Source organism: Paenarthrobacter aromaticivorans (assembly GCF_019038615.1).
Lineage (GTDB): Bacteria > Actinomycetota > Actinomycetes > Actinomycetales > Micrococcaceae > Arthrobacter > Arthrobacter aromaticivorans.
This window is the reverse complement of the sequence record NZ_JAHOPC010000017.1, coordinates 35,186-52,226: the sequence shown is the minus strand read 5'-3', so window position 1 is coordinate 52,226 and position 17,041 is coordinate 35,186. Positions and strand designations below refer to the sequence as shown.

21 protein-coding genes are annotated in these 17,041 nt (G+C 62.1%); 11 read left to right on the top strand and 10 right to left on the bottom strand.

The features are described 5' to 3' along the window. The first annotated feature begins 42 nt into the window (after positions 1-42). The 4 genes from KSW38_RS20795 (at position 43) to KSW38_RS20780 (ending at position 3,880) form a co-directional block, all read left to right on the top strand. Positions 43-771, top strand: a complete 729-nt coding sequence (locus KSW38_RS20795) for a CPBP family intramembrane glutamic endopeptidase (RefSeq protein ID WP_216926853.1) — start codon at positions 43-45, stop codon at positions 769-771. A gap of 67 nt (positions 772-838) precedes the next feature. Then, on the top strand, positions 839-1,789 hold the full coding sequence (locus KSW38_RS20790; RefSeq protein ID WP_216926852.1) for a 1,4-dihydroxy-2-naphthoyl-CoA synthase: 951 nt from the start codon (positions 839-841) through the stop codon (positions 1,787-1,789). A gap of 9 nt (positions 1,790-1,798) precedes the next feature. Continuing rightward, entirely contained in the window at positions 1,799-2,938 is a 1,140-nt protein-coding gene (locus KSW38_RS20785; RefSeq protein WP_216926851.1) for an AMP-binding protein, read from the top strand. A 60-nt stretch (positions 2,939-2,998) separates the two neighbouring features. Continuing rightward, entirely contained in the window at positions 2,999-3,880 is an 882-nt protein-coding gene (locus tag KSW38_RS20780; RefSeq protein WP_216926850.1) for a 1,4-dihydroxy-2-naphthoate polyprenyltransferase, read from the top strand. A gap of 6 nt (positions 3,881-3,886) precedes the next feature. On the opposite strand, the gene KSW38_RS20775 is transcribed toward KSW38_RS20780, so the two are convergent. After that, positions 3,887-4,198 (bottom strand): DUF4229 domain-containing protein, encoded by a 312-nt coding sequence (locus KSW38_RS20775; protein ID WP_216926878.1) that lies wholly within the window; start codon positions 4,196-4,198, stop codon positions 3,887-3,889. An 87-nt stretch (positions 4,199-4,285) separates the two neighbouring features. Between KSW38_RS20775 and KSW38_RS20770 the strand changes: the two genes are divergently transcribed. After that, positions 4,286-4,729, top strand: coding sequence for a PLD nuclease N-terminal domain-containing protein (locus KSW38_RS20770; RefSeq protein ID WP_216926849.1), 444 nt, complete (start codon positions 4,286-4,288; stop codon positions 4,727-4,729). Positions 4,730-4,734: 5 nt separating this feature from the next. Further along, a complete protein-coding gene (locus tag KSW38_RS20765; protein WP_216926848.1) occupies positions 4,735-5,346 on the top strand; it encodes a hypothetical protein in 612 nt (203 codons plus the stop codon). Between the two features lie 79 nt (positions 5,347-5,425). Here KSW38_RS20765 and ccsB read toward each other — a convergent pair whose 3' ends face one another. Genes ccsB through KSW38_RS20740 form a run of 5 tightly spaced genes read right to left on the bottom strand, consistent with a single transcriptional unit; the run spans position 5,426 to position 10,259 of the window. Then, complete coding sequence (gene ccsB, locus KSW38_RS20760; protein WP_216926847.1) at positions 5,426-6,493, bottom strand: c-type cytochrome biogenesis protein CcsB; 1,068 nt, start codon at positions 6,491-6,493, stop codon at positions 5,426-5,428. After that, positions 6,493-8,223 carry a cytochrome c biogenesis protein ResB gene (gene resB / locus KSW38_RS20755; protein WP_216926846.1) on the bottom strand — a complete coding sequence of 577 codons (1,731 nt, stop codon included), beginning with the start codon at positions 8,221-8,223 and terminating at the stop codon, positions 6,493-6,495. The genes ccsB and resB overlap by 1 nt, the downstream gene beginning before the upstream one ends. Next, positions 8,223-8,978 carry a cytochrome c biogenesis CcdA family protein gene (locus KSW38_RS20750; RefSeq protein WP_216926845.1) on the bottom strand — a complete coding sequence of 252 codons (756 nt, stop codon included), beginning with the start codon at positions 8,976-8,978 and terminating at the stop codon, positions 8,223-8,225. Before KSW38_RS20750 ends, resB begins: the two co-directional genes overlap by 1 nt. Before the next feature lie 5 nt (positions 8,979-8,983). Further along, the gene (locus tag KSW38_RS20745; RefSeq protein ID WP_216926844.1) at positions 8,984-9,589 is read right to left on the bottom strand and encodes a TlpA family protein disulfide reductase; all 606 of its coding nucleotides are present in this window, start codon (positions 9,587-9,589) and stop codon (positions 8,984-8,986) included. 4 nt (positions 9,590-9,593) lie between these two features. Then, entirely contained in the window at positions 9,594-10,259 is a 666-nt protein-coding gene (locus KSW38_RS20740) for a histidine phosphatase family protein (RefSeq protein ID WP_216926843.1), read from the bottom strand. Positions 10,260-10,474: 215 nt separating this feature from the next. Here KSW38_RS20740 and KSW38_RS20735 point away from each other — a divergent pair, with 215 nt between their 5' ends. The 3 genes from KSW38_RS20735 to KSW38_RS20725 all read left to right on the top strand — a co-directional run bounded on the left by KSW38_RS20735 (position 10,475) and on the right by KSW38_RS20725 (position 13,033). After that, the gene (locus KSW38_RS20735) at positions 10,475-11,026 is read left to right on the top strand and encodes a YceI family protein (RefSeq protein WP_216926877.1); all 552 of its coding nucleotides are present in this window, start codon (positions 10,475-10,477) and stop codon (positions 11,024-11,026) included. Between the two features lie 181 nt (positions 11,027-11,207). Further along, positions 11,208-11,888 (top strand): hypothetical protein, encoded by a 681-nt coding sequence (locus KSW38_RS20730; RefSeq protein ID WP_216926842.1) that lies wholly within the window; start codon positions 11,208-11,210, stop codon positions 11,886-11,888. Between the two features lie 263 nt (positions 11,889-12,151). Next, the gene (locus KSW38_RS20725) at positions 12,152-13,033 is read left to right on the top strand and encodes a hypothetical protein (protein ID WP_216926841.1); all 882 of its coding nucleotides are present in this window, start codon (positions 12,152-12,154) and stop codon (positions 13,031-13,033) included. Between the two features lie 48 nt (positions 13,034-13,081). Here KSW38_RS20725 and KSW38_RS20720 read toward each other — a convergent pair whose 3' ends face one another. Then, positions 13,082-13,789, bottom strand: coding sequence for a redox-sensing transcriptional repressor Rex (locus KSW38_RS20720; protein ID WP_216926840.1), 708 nt, complete (start codon positions 13,787-13,789; stop codon positions 13,082-13,084). Between the two features lie 83 nt (positions 13,790-13,872). After that, positions 13,873-14,127, bottom strand: a complete 255-nt coding sequence (locus KSW38_RS20715) for a glutaredoxin family protein (RefSeq protein ID WP_216926839.1) — start codon at positions 14,125-14,127, stop codon at positions 13,873-13,875. Positions 14,128-14,356: 229 nt separating this feature from the next. On the opposite strand from KSW38_RS20715, the gene KSW38_RS20710 reads away from it, so the two are divergent. After that, positions 14,357-15,172 carry an HAD family hydrolase gene (locus KSW38_RS20710; RefSeq protein ID WP_216926838.1) on the top strand — a complete coding sequence of 272 codons (816 nt, stop codon included), beginning with the start codon at positions 14,357-14,359 and terminating at the stop codon, positions 15,170-15,172. A gap of 151 nt (positions 15,173-15,323) precedes the next feature. Continuing rightward, positions 15,324-16,289, top strand: coding sequence for a DUF559 domain-containing protein (locus tag KSW38_RS20705; protein WP_216926837.1), 966 nt, complete (start codon positions 15,324-15,326; stop codon positions 16,287-16,289). A gap of 232 nt (positions 16,290-16,521) precedes the next feature. Here KSW38_RS20705 and KSW38_RS20700 read toward each other — a convergent pair whose 3' ends face one another. Then, the gene (locus tag KSW38_RS20700) at positions 16,522-16,620 is read right to left on the bottom strand and encodes a 30S ribosomal protein bS22 (protein ID WP_003792170.1); all 99 of its coding nucleotides are present in this window, start codon (positions 16,618-16,620) and stop codon (positions 16,522-16,524) included. Positions 16,621-16,791: 171 nt separating this feature from the next. After that, positions 16,792-17,004, bottom strand: coding sequence for a helix-turn-helix domain-containing protein (locus tag KSW38_RS20695; protein WP_017199160.1), 213 nt, complete (start codon positions 17,002-17,004; stop codon positions 16,792-16,794). Positions 17,005-17,041 lie beyond the last annotated feature (37 nt).

The following is a 17,041-nucleotide window of genomic DNA, read 5'->3' as shown; positions in this document are numbered from 1 at the left end:
TGTAGCGAAGCGGGGGCCACCCAGCAAAGATAGTCTGGTCATATGGGCACCATTTCGACGCAGGCGAGGCTTTACCGGTTCAACGCCCTGGACGCCGTGGCCGTCGCCGCCTACGTGGGTTTCACGGTCTACTTCACGTTTGCGGGCGAATCGGTGGAGCGAATGATGCTCCAGTTTTTTTCTGACCCTGCCACCGCCTCGTATGCCGTTAACGCGCTCTTTTATGCCGCCGTCGGGGTCTTTGCCTTGGCGTCGGCTTGGCGCATAGTTGGCCGTGACGTCAAGATCCTGGGCACCCGCCCTTGGTTCACTCTTGGAATGGTGCCCCTTGCGGTGGTGGTCATGCTGATCATCACGGCTCTCCTGGTTGGGGCGCTCGGTACGGCGCAGACTTCCGAAAACCAGTTGGGCATCCAAGGCCTCCTACAGCGTGTGCCGGCCTGGCTCATGGTGCCGCTGCTGGTGGTCCTGGGGCCATTCGTGGAGGAGTACTTGTTCCGGCACCTACTGATCGGCAAGTTGTCGCAGTACGTGAACATTTGGATCTGCTGTGCCATTTCGGTAGGAGTTTTCGCGTCGATCCATGTTGTGGGCAGGGAAGGGTTGGTGTTGTCCGCCCTTGCGCCGTATCTTGGCATGGCCCTTGTGCTGGTAGCGGTCTATGTGTGGACGGGAAAGAACCTGATGTTCTCCTACTTCGTCCATGCGGCCAAGAACCTCCTGGCCGTGGTTCTCATATATGCGATCCCGCCGGACTTCCTCCCCCACTAGGCAAGACGGGACCTGCCGCCAAGACCACGAGTTCTGCATCAGCCAAGGCCATTACTAGACTCGGACTGTGAACAACCAACTCCCTGCCAAGGTTTCCGACATCTTTGACCCCTCGCGCTGGCGTACCGTTTCCGGCTTCGACGACTTCAAGGACATGACGTACCACCGGCAGGTTGACCGTTCCGCGGACGGCACAGTCAAGGACCTCCCCACTGTCCGCATCGCCTTCAACCGCCCCGAGGTCCGCAATGCGTTCCGTCCGGGCACTGTGGACGAGCTGTACCGGGCCATGGATCACGCCCGCATGACTCCTGACGTCGCCACCGTACTGCTCACGGGCAACGGGCCGTCGGAAAAGGACGGCGGGCACTCGTTCTGCTCGGGCGGCGACCAGCGGATCCGCGGCAGGGACGGCTACCGCTACGCCGAAGGCGACACCCAGGAAACCATCGATCCCGCCCGGGCAGGCCGCCTCCACATCCTGGAAGTCCAGCGCCTGATGCGGACCATGCCCAAGGTGGTCATCGCCGTCGTCAATGGTTGGGCAGCCGGCGGCGGACATTCCCTCCACGTGGTCAGCGACCTCACCATCGCCTCGCGCGAACACGGCAAGTTCAAGCAGACTGACGCCACGGTGGGAAGTTTCGACGCCGGATATGGCTCTGCGCTGCTGGCGCGCCAGATAGGGCAGAAAGCCGCGCGGGAGATCTTCTTCCTGGCCCGCGAATACTCCGCCGAGGACATGGTGAAGATGGGAGCCGTGAACGAGGCCGTGGACCACGCGCGGTTGGAGGAAGTCGCGCTGGAGTACGCGGCTGATATCGCCCGCCAGTCCCCCCAGGCCATCCGCATGCTGAAGTTCGCCTTCAACCTGGCCGACGACGGCCTTGCCGGGCAGCAGGTCTTCGCCGGTGAAGCCACGCGGCTGGCCTACATGACGGACGAGGCCGTGGAGGGCAAGGAAGCCTTCCTCCAGAAACGCGACCCCGACTGGTCCAACTTCCCCTACTACTTCTAGGACTCCCCCGTGGACATCGATCCCGTACTCAAAGCACTGGCCGCTGCCCTGCATGGCGAGGGTCCCGCCGTCGAAATTGTGGTTCACCAGGACGGCCAGCCGGAAGCAGTCCCGGTAGAGACCGGCGTGGAAGAAGCCGCAGTGGTGGTCCGAACCTCCGGCTCCACCGGCACGCCAAAGGCGACTGTCCTCACTGTGGATGCCCTGGCGGCGTCCTCTGTTGCCACGGCAATGGCATTGCGCGGTGAAGGCCAGTGGCTGCTGGCGCTCCCCTTGCAGTATGTGGCTGGCGTCCAGGTCCTGGTTCGCTCCCTCTATGCTGGGACGCGGCCCTGGGTGATGGACCAGTCAAACGGCTTCACGCCTGAGGCATTCACAGCTGCGGCCGGGGAACTGACGGACAAGATCCGCTTTACGTCGCTGGTCCCCACCCAGTTGCAGCGGCTCCTGGACTCCCCCGCACCGGAGACCCTTGCCGTGTTGCGCCGCTTCAATGCGATCCTGCTGGGCGGCGCGCCAGCCTCGGATGAGCTGCTGGCAGACGCCCAGGCGGAAGGGCTGCACGTGGTCACCACCTACGGCTCAGCCGAGACGTGCGGCGGGTGCGTGTACGACGGCGAGCCGCTGGACGGCGTCGAGGTCCGCATCGGAGAGGGCGAACTGGAAGGACGCATTCTGCTGGGCGGTGACACCGTGGCGGCGGGCTACCTTGACGCCCCGCGGGCCACAAAGGCCGCGTTCTTCGAGAAGGACGGCGTGCGTTGGTACGTCACCGGCGACCTCGGCGAAGTTACCGACGACGGCAAGCTCACCGTCCTTGGCCGCGCCGACGACGTCATCATCACCGGGGGCGTGAAGGCCTCCGCCGGATATATCCAAAGCAAACTGGAAGAGCTCGACGGCGTCACCGCGGCTTTCGTCGCGGGTGTCCCGTCGCGTGAATGGGGCCAGGCCGTGGCAGCGTACGTGGCCATGACCGATCCCTCGCCGGAAGGGCTGAAGAGATTCACGGCCCGCCACGAAGCAGCGTTGGGGGTCTTGGCCCCCAAGACCGTGGTTGCCGAGAAGGACTTGCTGATGCTGCCCAACGGAAAACCGGACCGGCTGGCCATGATCGAACAGCTTTCCGCCGCGCATCAGGGACAATAGACACGTTCTGCCCTCATGACTCCGACCATAGATCAACGCGAAATACACGAGGTACTACACGTGGCGACAGCTGCACAATGGATTCAAGGAGCCCGGCTCCGCACACTGCCCGCGGCAATCGCGCCCGTACTGATCGGTTCGGCAGCGGCGTACGAGCTCCATGCTTTCCGGCTGCCGAATGCGATCCTGGCGGCGCTCGTGGCGCTTCTTCTCCAAGTGGGCGTCAACTACGCCAATGACTACTCGGACGGCATCCGCGGGACGGACGAGGACCGGGTGGGGCCGCTGCGCCTGGTTGGTTCCGGACTCGCCAAGCCCGAGCAAGTGAAGTGGGCCGCCTTCGGTCTGTTCGGCGCTGCCATGGTGTGCGGGCTGATCCTGGTCATCATCACCCAAACCTGGTGGCTGATCCTGGTGGGCCTCGGTTGCGTCCTGGCAGCCTGGGGCTACACGGGCGGCAAGAACCCTTACGGCTACCTTGGCTTGGGCGACGTCTTCGTTTTCGTGTTCTTCGGCCTGGTGGCAACGCTCGGCACAACCTACACCCAAGCCGGGCAGGTTAGCCTTGCAGCGGTCATCGGCGCGATCGGCACCGGACTCATCGCCTGCGCCCTGCTCATGGCCAACAATGTCCGGGATATTCCCACGGACACGGCGGCCGGAAAACGGACCTTGGCGGTGCGTCTTGGAGACAGGCATGCCCGCGAGAGCTACGTGTTGATGCTGGCCGTCGCCATCCTGCTGGTGATTGTTCTGGCACCCACCAAGCCATGGATGTTGATCGTTCTCCTGCTGATCCCCGCCTGCCTGATGCCTGCCTGGCTCATGGTCAACGGCAAGAAGCGCAAGAGCCTCATACCCGTGCTCAAGCAGACCGGCCTGATCAACCTCGGCTACAGCCTGCTGTTCTCGCTCGGCCTGATCCTGAACCGCGGCTTCTAGGTTTTCCTACTTGGAACCCGGGCGTTTGTCGTTGTTGACGGCGATGTCCGGGTTCTGCTCCACGAGGCCATCCTCTGCCTCGGCGTCCTCAACCTCACCAGCGGTGCGGATGGGCTTGGCGCGGCCGGAAAAACGTTCCCGCATGGCCGCAGTGGCGGCGTCGCGCTGTTTCTGGAAGAAGAGGTAACTGATGGCGAACGCGATCAGCCCCGCGAAGACCACCGCCAGGACCCAGCCCACCTGCAAAAGGGCGAAAAGGATGAATAACGGCACGAACAGCGCCATACGGATGAGGGAATACTTCAGGAAAGCCACTATCCAAGTTTAGCGGTCCGGATGGTTGCACTCTGATCACAGCCGGAACCGGGCGTCCAGTGAATGCCTTCCGGCGACTAGACTTGGTGCATGCTCCGGGTTGTTGGCGTCGTCGTCGTCCTTGTTATCTTCGTCTACGCCCTCGTGGACGTGATACGTACCGATGGCAGGTACACACGAGGCATCTCCAAGCCCGCGTGGATCGTGGTCATGATCCTCCTGCCCCTCCTCGGTGCCGTCCTTTGGTTCATCTTCGGCAGGCCCTACGGCAAGGCCTCGGCGCAGCCAATCCGCCGCCACCCCACCGCCCCGGACGACGATCCCGAGTTTCTCCGCAATCTCGAATCCCGCCGCCGGAACGCCGCCGAGGAAGAGCGCCTCAAGAAGCTCAAGGCAGAACTGGAAGCCAAAGAGCGAAAGCTCAATGGTACTGATGGAGCGCAGGGCAGCCAGGGCAATAAAGCCCCTGGGTACAAGTCCGGCGATGCCAAGCGCGGCGAGCCCGATACCCATGGCACCGACGAACTGAAGTAGGGAACATGGCCCAGCAAGCTGATGGATCACGGCAGTCGTCTGCTACCGCGTCACCCATCGGCGGGCCACCCAGGTCTACGCCGCCTTCGAGCTCCGGCGTCTCCCTGTCTCCTCCACCGTCCCTTGACGGCGTCGTGCGGCCACCGGGCCCTGCGCTGCTGTCCAGGTGGCTGTGGGTAGCCAGCTTTGTCGCAGGAATCGCAGTAGTCGTCACCACTTTCCTTGCCCGCGACTCGCACCTGGACCGTCTGAAGGGCGTTATCGCGAACAAGCTCCCCGATGGCGACGCCCAGGCAGTCGAGGGTGCAACCGCCGTCGTGTTCCTGGGAAGCCTGGCCATGCTTGCGCTGGTGGTCGCGATGGAAGCGGTCCTGCTGGCCGTGGCCTTCAGGCGCCGCAGCTGGGCGCGCTGGCTGCTGGCACCGGTGGCCCTCCTGCACGCCGTGGTCACAGTGATCACAGCCGATTTCGTCGTGGCGCCGGGAGGCGAAGGTGTCCTATCCACAGTGCTGCTAGCCGTGCAGTACGTCTTGGCTGCAGCAGGCCTGATCCTGTTGTTCCTGCCCTCCACCACGGCGTGGCTGATGAGCGGACGACGGCGCGCGACGGAAATCTAGCCGCGTCCACCGCGGCTAAACGCCAGCGAGGCCTTTCACGCCTGGCGCCTGAAAAGCGTTCTGCTGACAGCCCCGAATATTAGAGCCCGGAGTATGAGTGCAGGCCGTTGAAAACGGTGTTCACGAGTGTGAAGTTGATGATCACGCACGCGTAGCCAACGATCGACAACCACGCTGCGCGGGTTCCGGTCCAACCACGGGTGGCCCGGGCGTGAAGGTATCCGGCGTAGACCACCCAAATAACGAACGTCCACACTTCCTTCGGGTCCCAGCCCCAGAACCTTCCCCAGGCCTTCTCAGCCCAGATGGCACCGAACATGAGGGTGAACGTCCAGCCGATGAAGGCGATCGCGTTGATGCGGTAGGACAGGTTTTCCAGGCTCAGCGCATTCGGAACCACCCGCATGAAGCCAAGATTGTCCGCGCGGCCCGCGGCCAGGTTCTTCTGCCGGTACGACTGCACCAACTGCAGCGCGGACATGGCGAACGTCAAAGTAAACAGGGCCGAGGACAGGACAGCGATGGAGACGTGGATGATCAGCCAGTAACTCTGGAGGGCCGGAACCAGGTGGCCCACCGGCGTCCAGAACGATACCGAGGCAGCCACCAGCATGATGATGGCCAGCCCGATGACGAACGTACCCAGGAACCGCAGGTCACGGCGGATGAGCACGATCAGGAAGACTGCCACGGCGACGAATGCGCCGGTGGTGAGGAACTCGTACATGTTGCCCCACGGCACCCGGCCTGCGCCCAGTGCACGGGTCACAACGCCCGCACCATGAATGAGCACGCCCAGGACTGTGAGTGCCACAGCCACCCGCGCAGGCACGCGGCGTTCGGCGGAGTACTTCATGTCGCCGGCTGCGGTGCCGCCCTCCACGGTGAGGCCCGACGTCGGACGCTCGGCACGGCCAGCCGGCCCACCGGCGTCGACGCCCCCCAAGCCTCCGCCGCCGCGACCAGCCGCCACAGCCACCTTCTGTGCTGGGGAGCTGGCAGCAGCCTTCTCGTCGATGGCACGCAGCGCCTTGCTGCTCTTGGCCAGGTCCCAGGCAAACGCGATGAACGCCACGGTGTACGTGCCGGCGGCCAGCAGCATGAACAGCTCGCTGTACTGGCCCAGGGTTTCGTTGATGACGGGCATTACTGGTCCTTCGAGGTTGGGGAAGAGACTGTGGGGTTTGCTGACGGGTTGGGGTTTGCTGACGCGTTACCCGAGTCAGAGGGGATCTGCCATTCCCGGGTAAGGAGTTCGCGGAGGGCTGCTGCTTCGCCCGCGAGCCGGTGGTCTTCGCCTCGGGCCAGCAGGCCATATTCCACCATGGTGCGGCCGTCCTGGTGGGTCCCCGTGCGGACCCAGACACGGCGGCGGTTGACGTAGAGCGAAGTCACCAGGCCGGCAACGGCCAGGAGGCCGAAGATCAAGGCGTACAGCTGGCCTGGGTTGTGGTGGACGTCCACGCCGATGTACTTCTTGACGCCGTCGAAGCTGATGCTGCCTTTGCCGTCCGGCAGTGTTTTGGTCATCCCCGGGGCCAGCGTGATTCCACCGGCTTCAAGTTTTCGGCCATTGAGCTGTTGGAGGTTCCTGACATCCAGCTCGAACACGTTCTGGGGTACGCCCTTGTCCAGGCCGAGGTCCCCAAAGTAGGAATCCAGGCTCAACTGTGGGTTGAAGAGTTCGGGACTTGCGCTGAAGGAGATGCCGTCCTCGGACTTGAAGGCGGTGGGCAGGAAGAAGCCTTGGAATGCCAGCTGGTCCGGTTTGCCGTCCGGCACCTTGATGACCACGGATGAGTAGTAGTTATCGCCCTGGACCTTGGCCGTGACCGGGCCTTGGAAAGCAATGTTGCCCTCGCCGTCGCGGACCGTCACCACGGGGGCGTAGCCGTTTCCGGTGAGGTACAGGCTGGTGCCACCCAGAGTGATGGGATCGTTGACCTTGAGGATTTCCTTCTTCGCCGGCGAATCCGGATTTTCCTTGGTGGTGACCTCGGCGGTGTAGTCAATGGGCTGACCGATCTTCTTTGGCGATTCGCGATCGAAGGTGGCCTCAAACTTGTCCAACTGGATGGAGTAAGGCTGGAGCCAACTGCTCTGGAAGTTGGTGCCCGGGGTGAATTGGTCGTAGCCCACCAAAGTATTGACGAACGTCTCACCTTCCACCAGGATCCGCTGGCCGCTGTATCCGAACAGGCCGCCGATAGCCACGGAAACCAGCACGCCGATCAGTGAAGTGTGGAAGACCAGGTTGCCGACTTCCTTCAGGAAACCGCGCTCGGCACCCAGGGACGGGAGGTCGCCGTCGACGTCCCTGACTTCCACGCGGTAGCCGCGCCTTTTGAGCAGTCCAGCGGCATCGTTGATGGCCTTCGACGCCGGGATCCCGGCGTCGGCGGGCAGCGCCAGGGTGCCGTACTCAGGCAGGCGCGAAAGGCGCTTGGGGGTGCGCGGGGGCTGTGACTTCATGGCCTTGTAGTGGGCAATGGCCCGCGGGGTGACGCAGCCGATCAGGGAGATGAACAGCAGGATGTAAATGGCCGAGAACCAGGCCGACGAGTAGACATCATAAAGCTGCAGGGCATCGAGTAGCTGGCCGTAAGACGGGTTGTCCTTGATGTACTGGGTGACAACCGCAGGGTTCGCAGGGCGTTGCGGGAACAGGGACCCCGGCACCGCGCCCACAGCCAACAGGAGCAGCAGGAACAGCGCCGTCCGCATGCTCGTCAGCTGGGTCCAGGCCCACCGAAGCATGCCCAGGATGCCCAAGGAGGGCAGCGCGGCCTCGGACTTGGCCTGCTGGAGTTTTCCTTCCGCTGTCTTGGTGCTTTCAGCGGCTGGTGACTTCTTCTTGGCTTTCACGGACTCGCTCATCAGATTGGCAACTTCACATCGGTTTGGAACCAGTACTGCAACTCGGTCACCCAGGTTCCCCACACACCGGTGGCCATCAGGATGCCGAGCAAAATCAGGATGCCTCCGCCAAACCGCTGGATCGCCAGGCGGTGCGTCCGGAAGAAGGACATGACACCCATGCCCCGCCGGACGGCAAGGGCGATCAGGAGGAACGGGATACCCAGGCCAAGGCTGTAAACGAAGGCCAAAAGCGCACCCTTTGTCGCCGACGATCCACCGGACAGGCTCAGCAACTGTACCGCGGAGTATGTGGGCCCGATGCATGGAGCCCACCCGAGGCCGAACGTCAGCCCCAGCAGCGGCGCGCCCCACAGACCGGCCGGAGGCTTGGCATGGATCTTGGCGTCGCGCTGCAGCCAACCAAAGCCACCCATGAAGACGATGCCCATGAGGATGACCAGGATGCCCAGCACCTGGGTGATCCAGGCGTTCTGCGGACCTGTCAGCAGGGTCCCGAGTTGGCCGAACGCACCGCCCAGGAGGACGAAGATCACCGAGAAGCCCAGCACAAACAGCCCGATACCTGCCAGCATGCGGCCCCGCCGCTGCTTTTGGAGGTCGACGCCGGTCAGTCCCGTGACGTAGCCAAGGTAACCGGGGACGAGCGGCAGCACGCACGGCGAAAGGAATGAGACGAGTCCGGCCAGCAGCGCAACCGGCACGGCAAGCAGCAGTGATCCATTCAGGATCGTCTCGGCGAAAGGACTGTTCATTGGTACTACTCAGCCACTGCGGACGTAATGAGGGCCTTCAAAGTGCTCTTCTCAATTTCGCCCAGGACGCGGGAGGCAACTTTGCCCTCCTTGTCCAGGACCAAGGTGGTGGGCACCGCACCCGGAGGCACGATCCCGGACACAGACAGGAGCACGGCCCCGTCCTTGTCGTTGAAGCTCGGGTAGGTGAGGTTGAAGGTCTTGTCGAAGGCGTCAGCGGTGGCTTTCTCGTCACGCAGGTTAACGCCGAAGAATTGAACGCCTTGGTCCTTGAAGTCCTGGTGGAGGGCTTCAAGCTGGGGAGCTTCGACCCGGCATGGGGCGCAGGCCGCGAACCAGAAGTTCAAGACCGTGACTTTACCCTTAAGGTCTTCGGGCTTGACCGTGTCTCCATTGAAGAGTGTCCCCTTGAGCGCCACGGGTGCAGCGCGGTCCGCTTTGGCGAACTCCGTGACGGAACCGTCCCCGGCCACGTAGTTCTTGTTGTCGCCTTTTCGGGCCTGCTCTGCGAGGGAGTCCTTCTGGGCGCAGGCTGACAGGCCCATGGTAAGTCCTGCCAACAGGACACCACCGGCTGTCAGCACGCCACGACGCGAAAGGTTGTTGTCCATGTGCCTACGCCCCCGGGGTGCTTGCTGCACCGGGAAGGAGCACCGCAGCAGGTTCGCTGTATTCGACCCGCACAATCTTGCCGTCGTCGTCCAGGACCAGGGATGTCAGGGAGGTCAAAGTGCACTCACGCTTACGGGGGTCGTGCGCTAGCCGACGGCCCTCGGCGGACCGGCGGGTGGACCAGATGGGAAGCTGATGGCTGACGAGGATCGCTTCAGCGCCGTCGCCACCCAGTTCGATGGCCTTGACGCGTGCGTCTTCAACGGCAGCCAGGACCCGCGCTGCTTGCTCTTTATAGGGCTCGCCCCAAGACGGCCGCAGGGGGTTCCGGAAGTAGAACCAGTGCTTGGGTTTCAGGAATTCGCTGCGCGTGGGGTGGAGTCCCTCGAAGTGGTTCTCTGCTTCGATGATCCTGGGGTCCGTGTGGATGTCGAGATGGAGCGCCTCAGCAGTGGGCTGTGCCGTTTCCTGGGCGCGCGTGAGCGGCGAGGCGACCAAGTGGACAATCTTGGCACCCTCGCTCGCACGGACAGCGAAGTGCTCGGCCAGCATGCGGGCCATCTCCCGGCCCCGCTCGGAAAGATGGAATTCAGGCAGCCGGCCATAGAGGACGCCATCGGGATTATGGACCTCGCCATGGCGAAGCAGATGGACAGTTGCTTGGGGCATGTTTACCAGTTTCTCAAAGAAGCGGGGCGATCCGAAATCTTCTACCGCTAGTAGAACTCAAAGTTTTCTCAAAATGTTCCGTGGAGTTGGAATAAAAGATGCATATGCATGTTTATACTAGACACGAAGCTCGGTTGACGTTTCAAGTAAATGCATCAACCAGTCGGCCGGGCAAGCAAGCGGTACCTTCCACTACATACAGGAGCAACATCATGATGACCCTTCCCGCCAACGTCACCACCGGCATCTGGACCCTCGACGCTTCCCACAGCGAGATCGGCTTCACGGTCCGCCACGCAGGTATTAGCAAGGTCCGCGGTGTCTTCAAGGACGCCGACGCTACCCTCGAAGTTGGCGAGACGCTGACTGACTCGAAGGTCACCGCAACCATCCGGACGGCCAGCTTTGACTCCGGCGATGTCAACCGCGATGGCCACGTCAAGGGCGAAGACTTCTTCGATGTGGAGAAGTTCCCGGAGATCACCTTCGTCTCCCGCCACGTCAAGGCAAACGGCGACGGCTTCGATCTTGTGGGCGATCTCACCATCAAGGGAATCACCAGGGAAGTTTCCATCGAAACCGAATTCAACGGTGTCGCCGTGGATCCCTTCGGCAACACCCGTGCAGGCGTCTCCGGCGAAACCACCATCAGCCGCAAGGACTTCGGCCTGACATGGAACGCAGTGCTCGAGGCCGGCGGCGTCCTGGTCAGCGACAAGGTTGTCATCAACTTGGAACTCGCGTTCATCGCACCGGCAGCTGCCTAGATCCACAGCAGCTTGCACGGCAGTCCCGAGTAAACGGCGCCCCGTCACAGTTCAGCTGTGGGGGCGCCGTTTCGCGTACTCAGAAGTCACCCTGCGATTATTCGGCAAACACCCTGTAGTTAGCTGCGAACCGGCTCCAAATCTCCTATGCATCCTTCAACCTGCGGTCTAAAGTGATGCCATGAGTAACCCAGACGAAGCACCACAGCCTCAGCAGCCCGGCTCCCAGCCTCCGCAGCCCGGCAATGTTCCTCCTGCGGGTTACCAACCACCGCAGGGTTACCAACCACCGCAGGGCTACCAGCCGCCGTCGCAACCTGGCCAGTATTCGCAGCCCGGACCGGGTCAGCAGGGCCAGCCAGGTGGTTTCCACTTCGAAATGCCCACCGACGGACCCCGCAACTTCAACGATGTCCTTCCGCAAGGTGGTTTCTCGGGCATCTTCAAGACCATGGGCCTGCCCACCGAGCTCAAAGTGTCCTACTTCATTTGGGTCATCTCGGGACTCCTGGGCCTCCTCTTTGGCCTCATTGGACTTTTCGCCATCATCGCCGCGTTCGCTTTCATGCCAGGAGTTGCAGCACTCCTTCTGGTTCTCCTGATCATCAGCCTTGCTGTTGCAGCCGCCCAGATAGTCCTCGCCATGAAGATGAAGGAAGGCAAGGAATGGGCACGCCTTGCCCTCACCGTCCTTGCCGCGGTTTCCCTGTTGCTCGCCATCTTTGGCTCCATCAACGCCGGCGGACCCGGTGCGGGCCTGGGTGGCAACTGGTTTGGTTTCCTGGTCAGCGCAGTCGCCGTTGTACTGATGTGGTTGCCGAACTCGCAGCTGTGGTTCAAGGCAGTAAAGGGCGCCGTCTAACCCTCCTGAAGTACCGGCGTCGGGCTCTCATCCAAGCCGCCCTGACAGGTGAACAAGGCCGTGGTGGTCCATTGGACCACCACGGCCTTCATCATGAAGGCGTACGCCATCGTGATGATTTCAGCTCAAGCAGGAAATTCCTGCGTGGGATCATCCGCAGCACCGGACCCCGGAGGTACGGTGGAAGCAGAACCAGGCTGGGGGCAGGGTCTTTTTGCTGATCCCGGCAGCCGTACCAGCAGTCGAACAAGCAAAGGAATGCCATGAGCAACCCTCCATACCCGCCGTCCAACGCCGGGGACGCCAATCCCGGCGATGCCAACACCGGTGATGCCAACAAGGGCGACGCCAACAAGCCTGAGCAGCCGGGCCAGCCATCCATGCCACAGTACGGTCAGCCCTCGGCACCGCAATATGGTCAGCAGACTCCCCAATATGGTCAGCAGCCGAGCGCTCCGCAGTACGGTCAGCAGTCCCCGGCTGCCCCGCAATATGGTCAGCCCCCGGCTCCCCAGTACGGCCAGCAGACTCCCCAATATGGTCAGCAGGCTCCGCAGTTTGGCCAGCAGCCATCTCCCTACGGTCAGCAGCCGTCTCCCTACGGTCAGCAGGCCCCGCAATACGGCCAGGACACCAACTGGCCCAGCCAGCAGCCAGGGCCTACCACCGTTCCCCAGATGGTCAACATCTCCTTCTGGATGATCATCGCGGCGGGCATCCTCTCCGCCATCAGCTCGCTGATCCTGGCCACCACCGGCTCGGATGCCTTCATCAACTCGATGATGCGGCAGGCCGCACAGCAGGGAACTGAATTCCCCCCAGGCTCCCTGGAAGGCATGCGTGGCGGTCTTGTCGTTGCCGCGATCGTTGGGGCCATCGTGTCCCTTGGCCTATACGCCTTGGTTGCGTTCCCAGTCCGCAAGGGCAAGAACTGGGCGAGGATCCTGGGCACCGTCTTCGCGGCAATCTCTGTCCTTGGCCTCGCCGGACTGTTCCAATTCGGTGCCACGTACGGCATCCTGCAGCTCTTGGTGATCCTGCTGGGAGTTGCCGCAATCGTCCTGCTGTACCTGCCGGCGTCGGCTCCGTACTTCCGCAAGCCGCAGCCCTTCGGCAACCCATACCAGAACCCTTACGGCCGCTAAGCCAACAAGCTTGCTGCCATAACGTCAGCGGGCGCGGACCCGGTAAGGCTAGACAGCCTGACCCGGTGTTTGCGCCCGTTGTGCGTGGTAGGCCAGGATCTGCAGCTCGGTGGCCATGTCCACCTTGCGGAGGTTCACGTGCGGCGGAACCTGCAGGAGAACTGGAGCAAAGCTCAGGATGCTCCGGATTCCAGCAGCGATGACGCGATCACAGACTTCCTGGGCCACTGTGGCGGGCAAAGCCAGCACCACCATGTTGGTATGGGTGCGCTCCAGGACACGTTCAAGTTCCGCTGAATCGCTGACCCGCAACCAACCCACCTCGTTGCCGATCACCATGGGGTCTGCATCGAATATAGCCACGACGTCGAAGCCCCGGGACTCGAAGCCGCCATACCGCGCCAGCGCCTTGCCGAGGTTACCGGCACCGACAATCGCGACCTTCCAGTCGTGCGTCAGGCCAAGGGCTGCGGCAATGTGACGGCTGAGGTACTGGACTTCATAGCCCACGCCGCGGGTCCCGTACGAGCCGACGTAGGAGAGATCCTTACGCAGTGTGGAGGAGCTGACGCCTGAAGCCTCGGCCAACGCGTCCGATGACACACGTTCCACGCCTTCTGCCAGGAGCGAGTTGAGCGCGCGCAAATAGAGAGTCATCCGGGCCACAGCCGCGGGCGGGATCTGCTTGGCGGCAGGTTCGTGGTCCCCGCTTGTTGCCCCCGGGGACGGTTCCAGCGCAGTCACGGTTTTCTCCATTGCGTCGCTTGTTGTTCCACTCTATGGCCCTTGGCCGGACTCAACAAAAGCCGGTACTTCCGGGTAACAGAGTCCTCTGGCCCTCAGCCTTCGAGGACTCTTTTCAAAGTACGGGTCAAGCGCTGCTCGTCGATCTTCCAAAAGTCGCGCTGGACCCCATCCACCAGCACCACTGGAATTTCCTCCGCGTAACGCTGCTGCAGTTCTGCGTTACCGTCGATTGCCTGCTCGGTCCACGGGACGCCCAGTTCCGAGGTAACGCGCTCGACGGCGGCACGCGCCTCCGTGCATAGGTGGCAGTCAGCTTTGGTGAGGAGAACGACGTCGGGAATAGCCATGTCACAACGGTAACCGCCCGAACGCTCTCTCACATCCCACCCCCTCCCGGCCATCCTTCTCTCACATCCCACCCCCTCCCGGCCATCCTTCTCTCACATCCCACCCCCTGCCGGCCGAACGCTCTCTCACATCCCACCCCCTCCCGGCCATCCTTCTCTCACATCCTCTAGGGCAGCCCCCACCGTGCGCCCTCAACGCTGGGCTCTGGCGATTGACTAGACTCAAGGCATGCCCGACGAGAAGAACGCCGCTGTGGTCGCTGACGCCAAAGTGCAGCAGCACACAGGCGAAGCCGCTTTCTTCGACGTCGATAACACGCTGATGAAGGGCGCCAGCCTCTTCCACGTGGCTCGCAAGATGTACGAACGCAAGGCCTTCACACTGTCCCAGGCGGCCGGCTTCGCTTGGAAGCAGTTCAAGTTTGTGATGCGTGGCGAGAACATGGACGACGTCCATGCCGTGCGCGATTCCGCTCTGACCCTGGCAGCCGGGATCACCGTCGAGGACATCAAAGCCCTGGGCGAAGAAGTTTATGACGAAATGATCGAGTCCCGGATCTGGCCTGGGACGAAGGCCCTTGCGGAGCAGCACCTTCGTGTCGGCCGGAGGGTGTGGCTAGTGACCGCCACGCCGATTGAGGTTGCCACAGTCATTTCCAAAAGGCTCGGTCTGACAGGCGCGCTGGGAACCGTGGGTGAGGTCCATGACGGAATGTATACCGGAAAGCTAGTAGGCGACATCCTGCACGGGCCGGCTAAGGCCATCGCGGTCCAACTAGTGGCTGAGCAGGAAGGCTTGGACTTGGATCACTGCTGGGCTTACAGCGACTCCGCCAACGACATCCCACTGCTCACCATGGTGGGTCACCCCGTGGTGATCAACCCCGACTCCAAGCTGCGCCGGCATGCCCGCGACAACAACTGGCCGGTCTACGATTTCCGGTCCGGACGCCGTGCAGCAACGCTCGGGCTGAAGGCGGCAACCGTGGGTGGCGCCATTTATGGGCTGTGGCGTGGATTCTCAAAGTTCCGCGGCCCCCGCTAACCGTTCTTCTCTCACATCCCGACGCCTTTCCACCGTTCTTCTCTCACATCCCGCCCCGTTTCCACCGTTCTTCTCTCACATCCCGCCCCGCCAGTCGGAGGCCTGTGGATAACTTCTGCACGCTCAGCTGCTTCCAAGGAACAATGCGGGTATGCAGAATTCGCTACTCAACCCATCAAGCCCGGTCTTGGGGCCCTTCAGCCTGAACGAAGCCAAAGCAGCGGGCATCGATCCCTCAGTCATTTGGCGCAACAGCAACATCGTTCCCGTTAGCCGTGGCTTGTACCGGCCAAGTGATTGGGATTTCGACCTTGCGTCAGCCGCCCGTTCACTCTCCTCCGCCAGCCCTGGCGCTTGGATCTCCCATACAACTGCCGCCAGGCTCCATGGTCTTGTATTGCCAGCGTGGCTATCGGATTCAAACGAATTGCACTTGAGCAAACCGCGACATCTGCCGTCGGTCCGGCGCAAAGGCATCATCGGGCACACCCAAACGCTCTTCGAGGGAGAGATTGAGCAAGTCCAAGGAATTTGGATGAGCACTCGAGCCCGAACATGGCTGGATTTGGCGCGTCGTCTTCCCCTTCATGACCTCGTATGCGTGGCAGATCAGTTGATTCGCATTCCACGGCCCGACTTTGAGGGGCGCGTTGCGCCGTTCGCTACTGCTGAGGAGCTTCGGAGCATGGTCGAACGGCACAAAAACCGCCAAGGCGTCGTCCGGGCACGGGAAGCCCTGGACCTTATGCGCGTCGGGGCCGACTCGGCTCCCGAGACTTTGCTTCGTTTGGCCATGTTTGATGCCAACTTGCCGGAACCTCAGCTCCAGGTGATGCTCCGTCCGAACGACCCCTTCTCGCCTTCAGCGGACTTGGGTTTCAAGAGCCGTCGCCTCGCGATCCAGTACGACGGCGGCCATCACCTTGAGGAGGAGCAGATGCATAGCGATCGGCGCAGGGATAAAGCATTTAGGGCAGCCGGTTGGACTGTCCTTGTCTTTGGAAAAGAGGACCAGGCGGACAATTTTGGCAGCGCCGTTCGGCAGATCAAGAGGGCGCTACGGACTGCATGGGTAGATCCATCCGTTGCATCCGGGTTTGCCAGGAACACGACGTGAGAGAAGATCCGGCCACACCCCGCAGGACGTGAGAGAAGATCCGGCCCACACCCCGCAGGATGTGAGAGAAGATCCGGCCCACACCCTGCAGGATGTGAGAGAAGATCCGGCCAGAAGCGTCCCGATGTGAGAGAGGAACAGCCAAAATGCCGCAGGATGTGAGAGAGCGTTGGGATGCAAAAATGCCCGCTGCCTTGGAAGGCAACGGGCATTCACGCTTGGTGAAGTATCTCTACTTCTTATTGCGGCGCTGGTGGCGAGTCTTGCGAAGCAGCTTGCGGTGCTTCTTCTTGGCCATACGCTTGCGGCGCTTCTTAATAACTGAACCCACGAAAGTTCCTTACAAACTAGATGAAGGTCCTGTCTGTTGGAACGGATCCGCGGACTAGCAGCAGACAGTACAACTGACAGATTCTTACATTGACGTAAAACGTTCCTTAACAGAGTACCGCTTCAAAGGGGCACCCCGTGACCACGGTCCGCGGGACGGACTGCGGCGCCCTCAGGCGGTCTCCGATTGTCCGTCGACCACAGCACCCTTGAGGTACTGGGCCACGGCTTCCTCAGGCACCCGGAAGGAGCGGCCAAACCTGACGGCAGGCATTTCCCCGGAGTGGACCAGGCGATACACAGTCATTTTGGAAACACGCAGGACGTCGGCTACTTCAGCCACAGTCATGAAACGCGCATTCGAGAAGTTAGTCTCCGCGGACATTTCCCATATTCCTTTGCTCTCAGCCGGACAGGACACC

Excerpts from the sequence above, each read along its gene's own strand:
- KSW38_RS20795 (WP_216926853.1), top strand. The coding sequence starts at position 43 with ATGGGCACCATTTCGACGCAGGCGAGGCTTTACCGGTTCAACGCCCTG.
- KSW38_RS20770 (WP_216926849.1), top strand. The coding sequence starts at position 4,286 with ATGCTCCGGGTTGTTGGCGTCGTCGTCGTCCTTGTTATCTTCGTCTAC.
- KSW38_RS20765 (WP_216926848.1), top strand. The coding sequence starts at position 4,735 with ATGGCCCAGCAAGCTGATGGATCACGGCAGTCGTCTGCTACCGCGTCA.
- ccsB (WP_216926847.1), bottom strand. The coding sequence starts at position 6,493 with ATGCCCGTCATCAACGAAACCCTGGGCCAGTACAGCGAGCTGTTCATG.
- resB (WP_216926846.1), bottom strand. The coding sequence starts at position 8,223 with ATGAGCGAGTCCGTGAAAGCCAAGAAGAAGTCACCAGCCGCTGAAAGC.
- KSW38_RS20750 (WP_216926845.1), bottom strand. The coding sequence starts at position 8,978 with ATGAACAGTCCTTTCGCCGAGACGATCCTGAATGGATCACTGCTGCTT.
- KSW38_RS20745 (WP_216926844.1), bottom strand. The coding sequence starts at position 9,589 with ATGGACAACAACCTTTCGCGTCGTGGCGTGCTGACAGCCGGTGGTGTC.
- KSW38_RS20740 (WP_216926843.1), bottom strand. The coding sequence starts at position 10,259 with ATGCCCCAAGCAACTGTCCATCTGCTTCGCCATGGCGAGGTCCATAAT.
- KSW38_RS20735 (WP_216926877.1), top strand. The coding sequence starts at position 10,475 with ATGACCCTTCCCGCCAACGTCACCACCGGCATCTGGACCCTCGACGCT.
- KSW38_RS20730 (WP_216926842.1), top strand. The coding sequence starts at position 11,208 with ATGAGTAACCCAGACGAAGCACCACAGCCTCAGCAGCCCGGCTCCCAG.
- KSW38_RS20725 (WP_216926841.1), top strand. The coding sequence starts at position 12,152 with ATGAGCAACCCTCCATACCCGCCGTCCAACGCCGGGGACGCCAATCCC.
- KSW38_RS20720 (WP_216926840.1), bottom strand. The coding sequence starts at position 13,789 with ATGGAGAAAACCGTGACTGCGCTGGAACCGTCCCCGGGGGCAACAAGC.
- KSW38_RS20715 (WP_216926839.1), bottom strand. The coding sequence starts at position 14,127 with ATGGCTATTCCCGACGTCGTTCTCCTCACCAAAGCTGACTGCCACCTA.
- KSW38_RS20710 (WP_216926838.1), top strand. The coding sequence starts at position 14,357 with ATGCCCGACGAGAAGAACGCCGCTGTGGTCGCTGACGCCAAAGTGCAG.
- KSW38_RS20705 (WP_216926837.1), top strand. The coding sequence starts at position 15,324 with ATGCAGAATTCGCTACTCAACCCATCAAGCCCGGTCTTGGGGCCCTTC.
- KSW38_RS20695 (WP_017199160.1), bottom strand. The coding sequence starts at position 17,004 with ATGTCCGCGGAGACTAACTTCTCGAATGCGCGTTTCATGACTGTGGCT.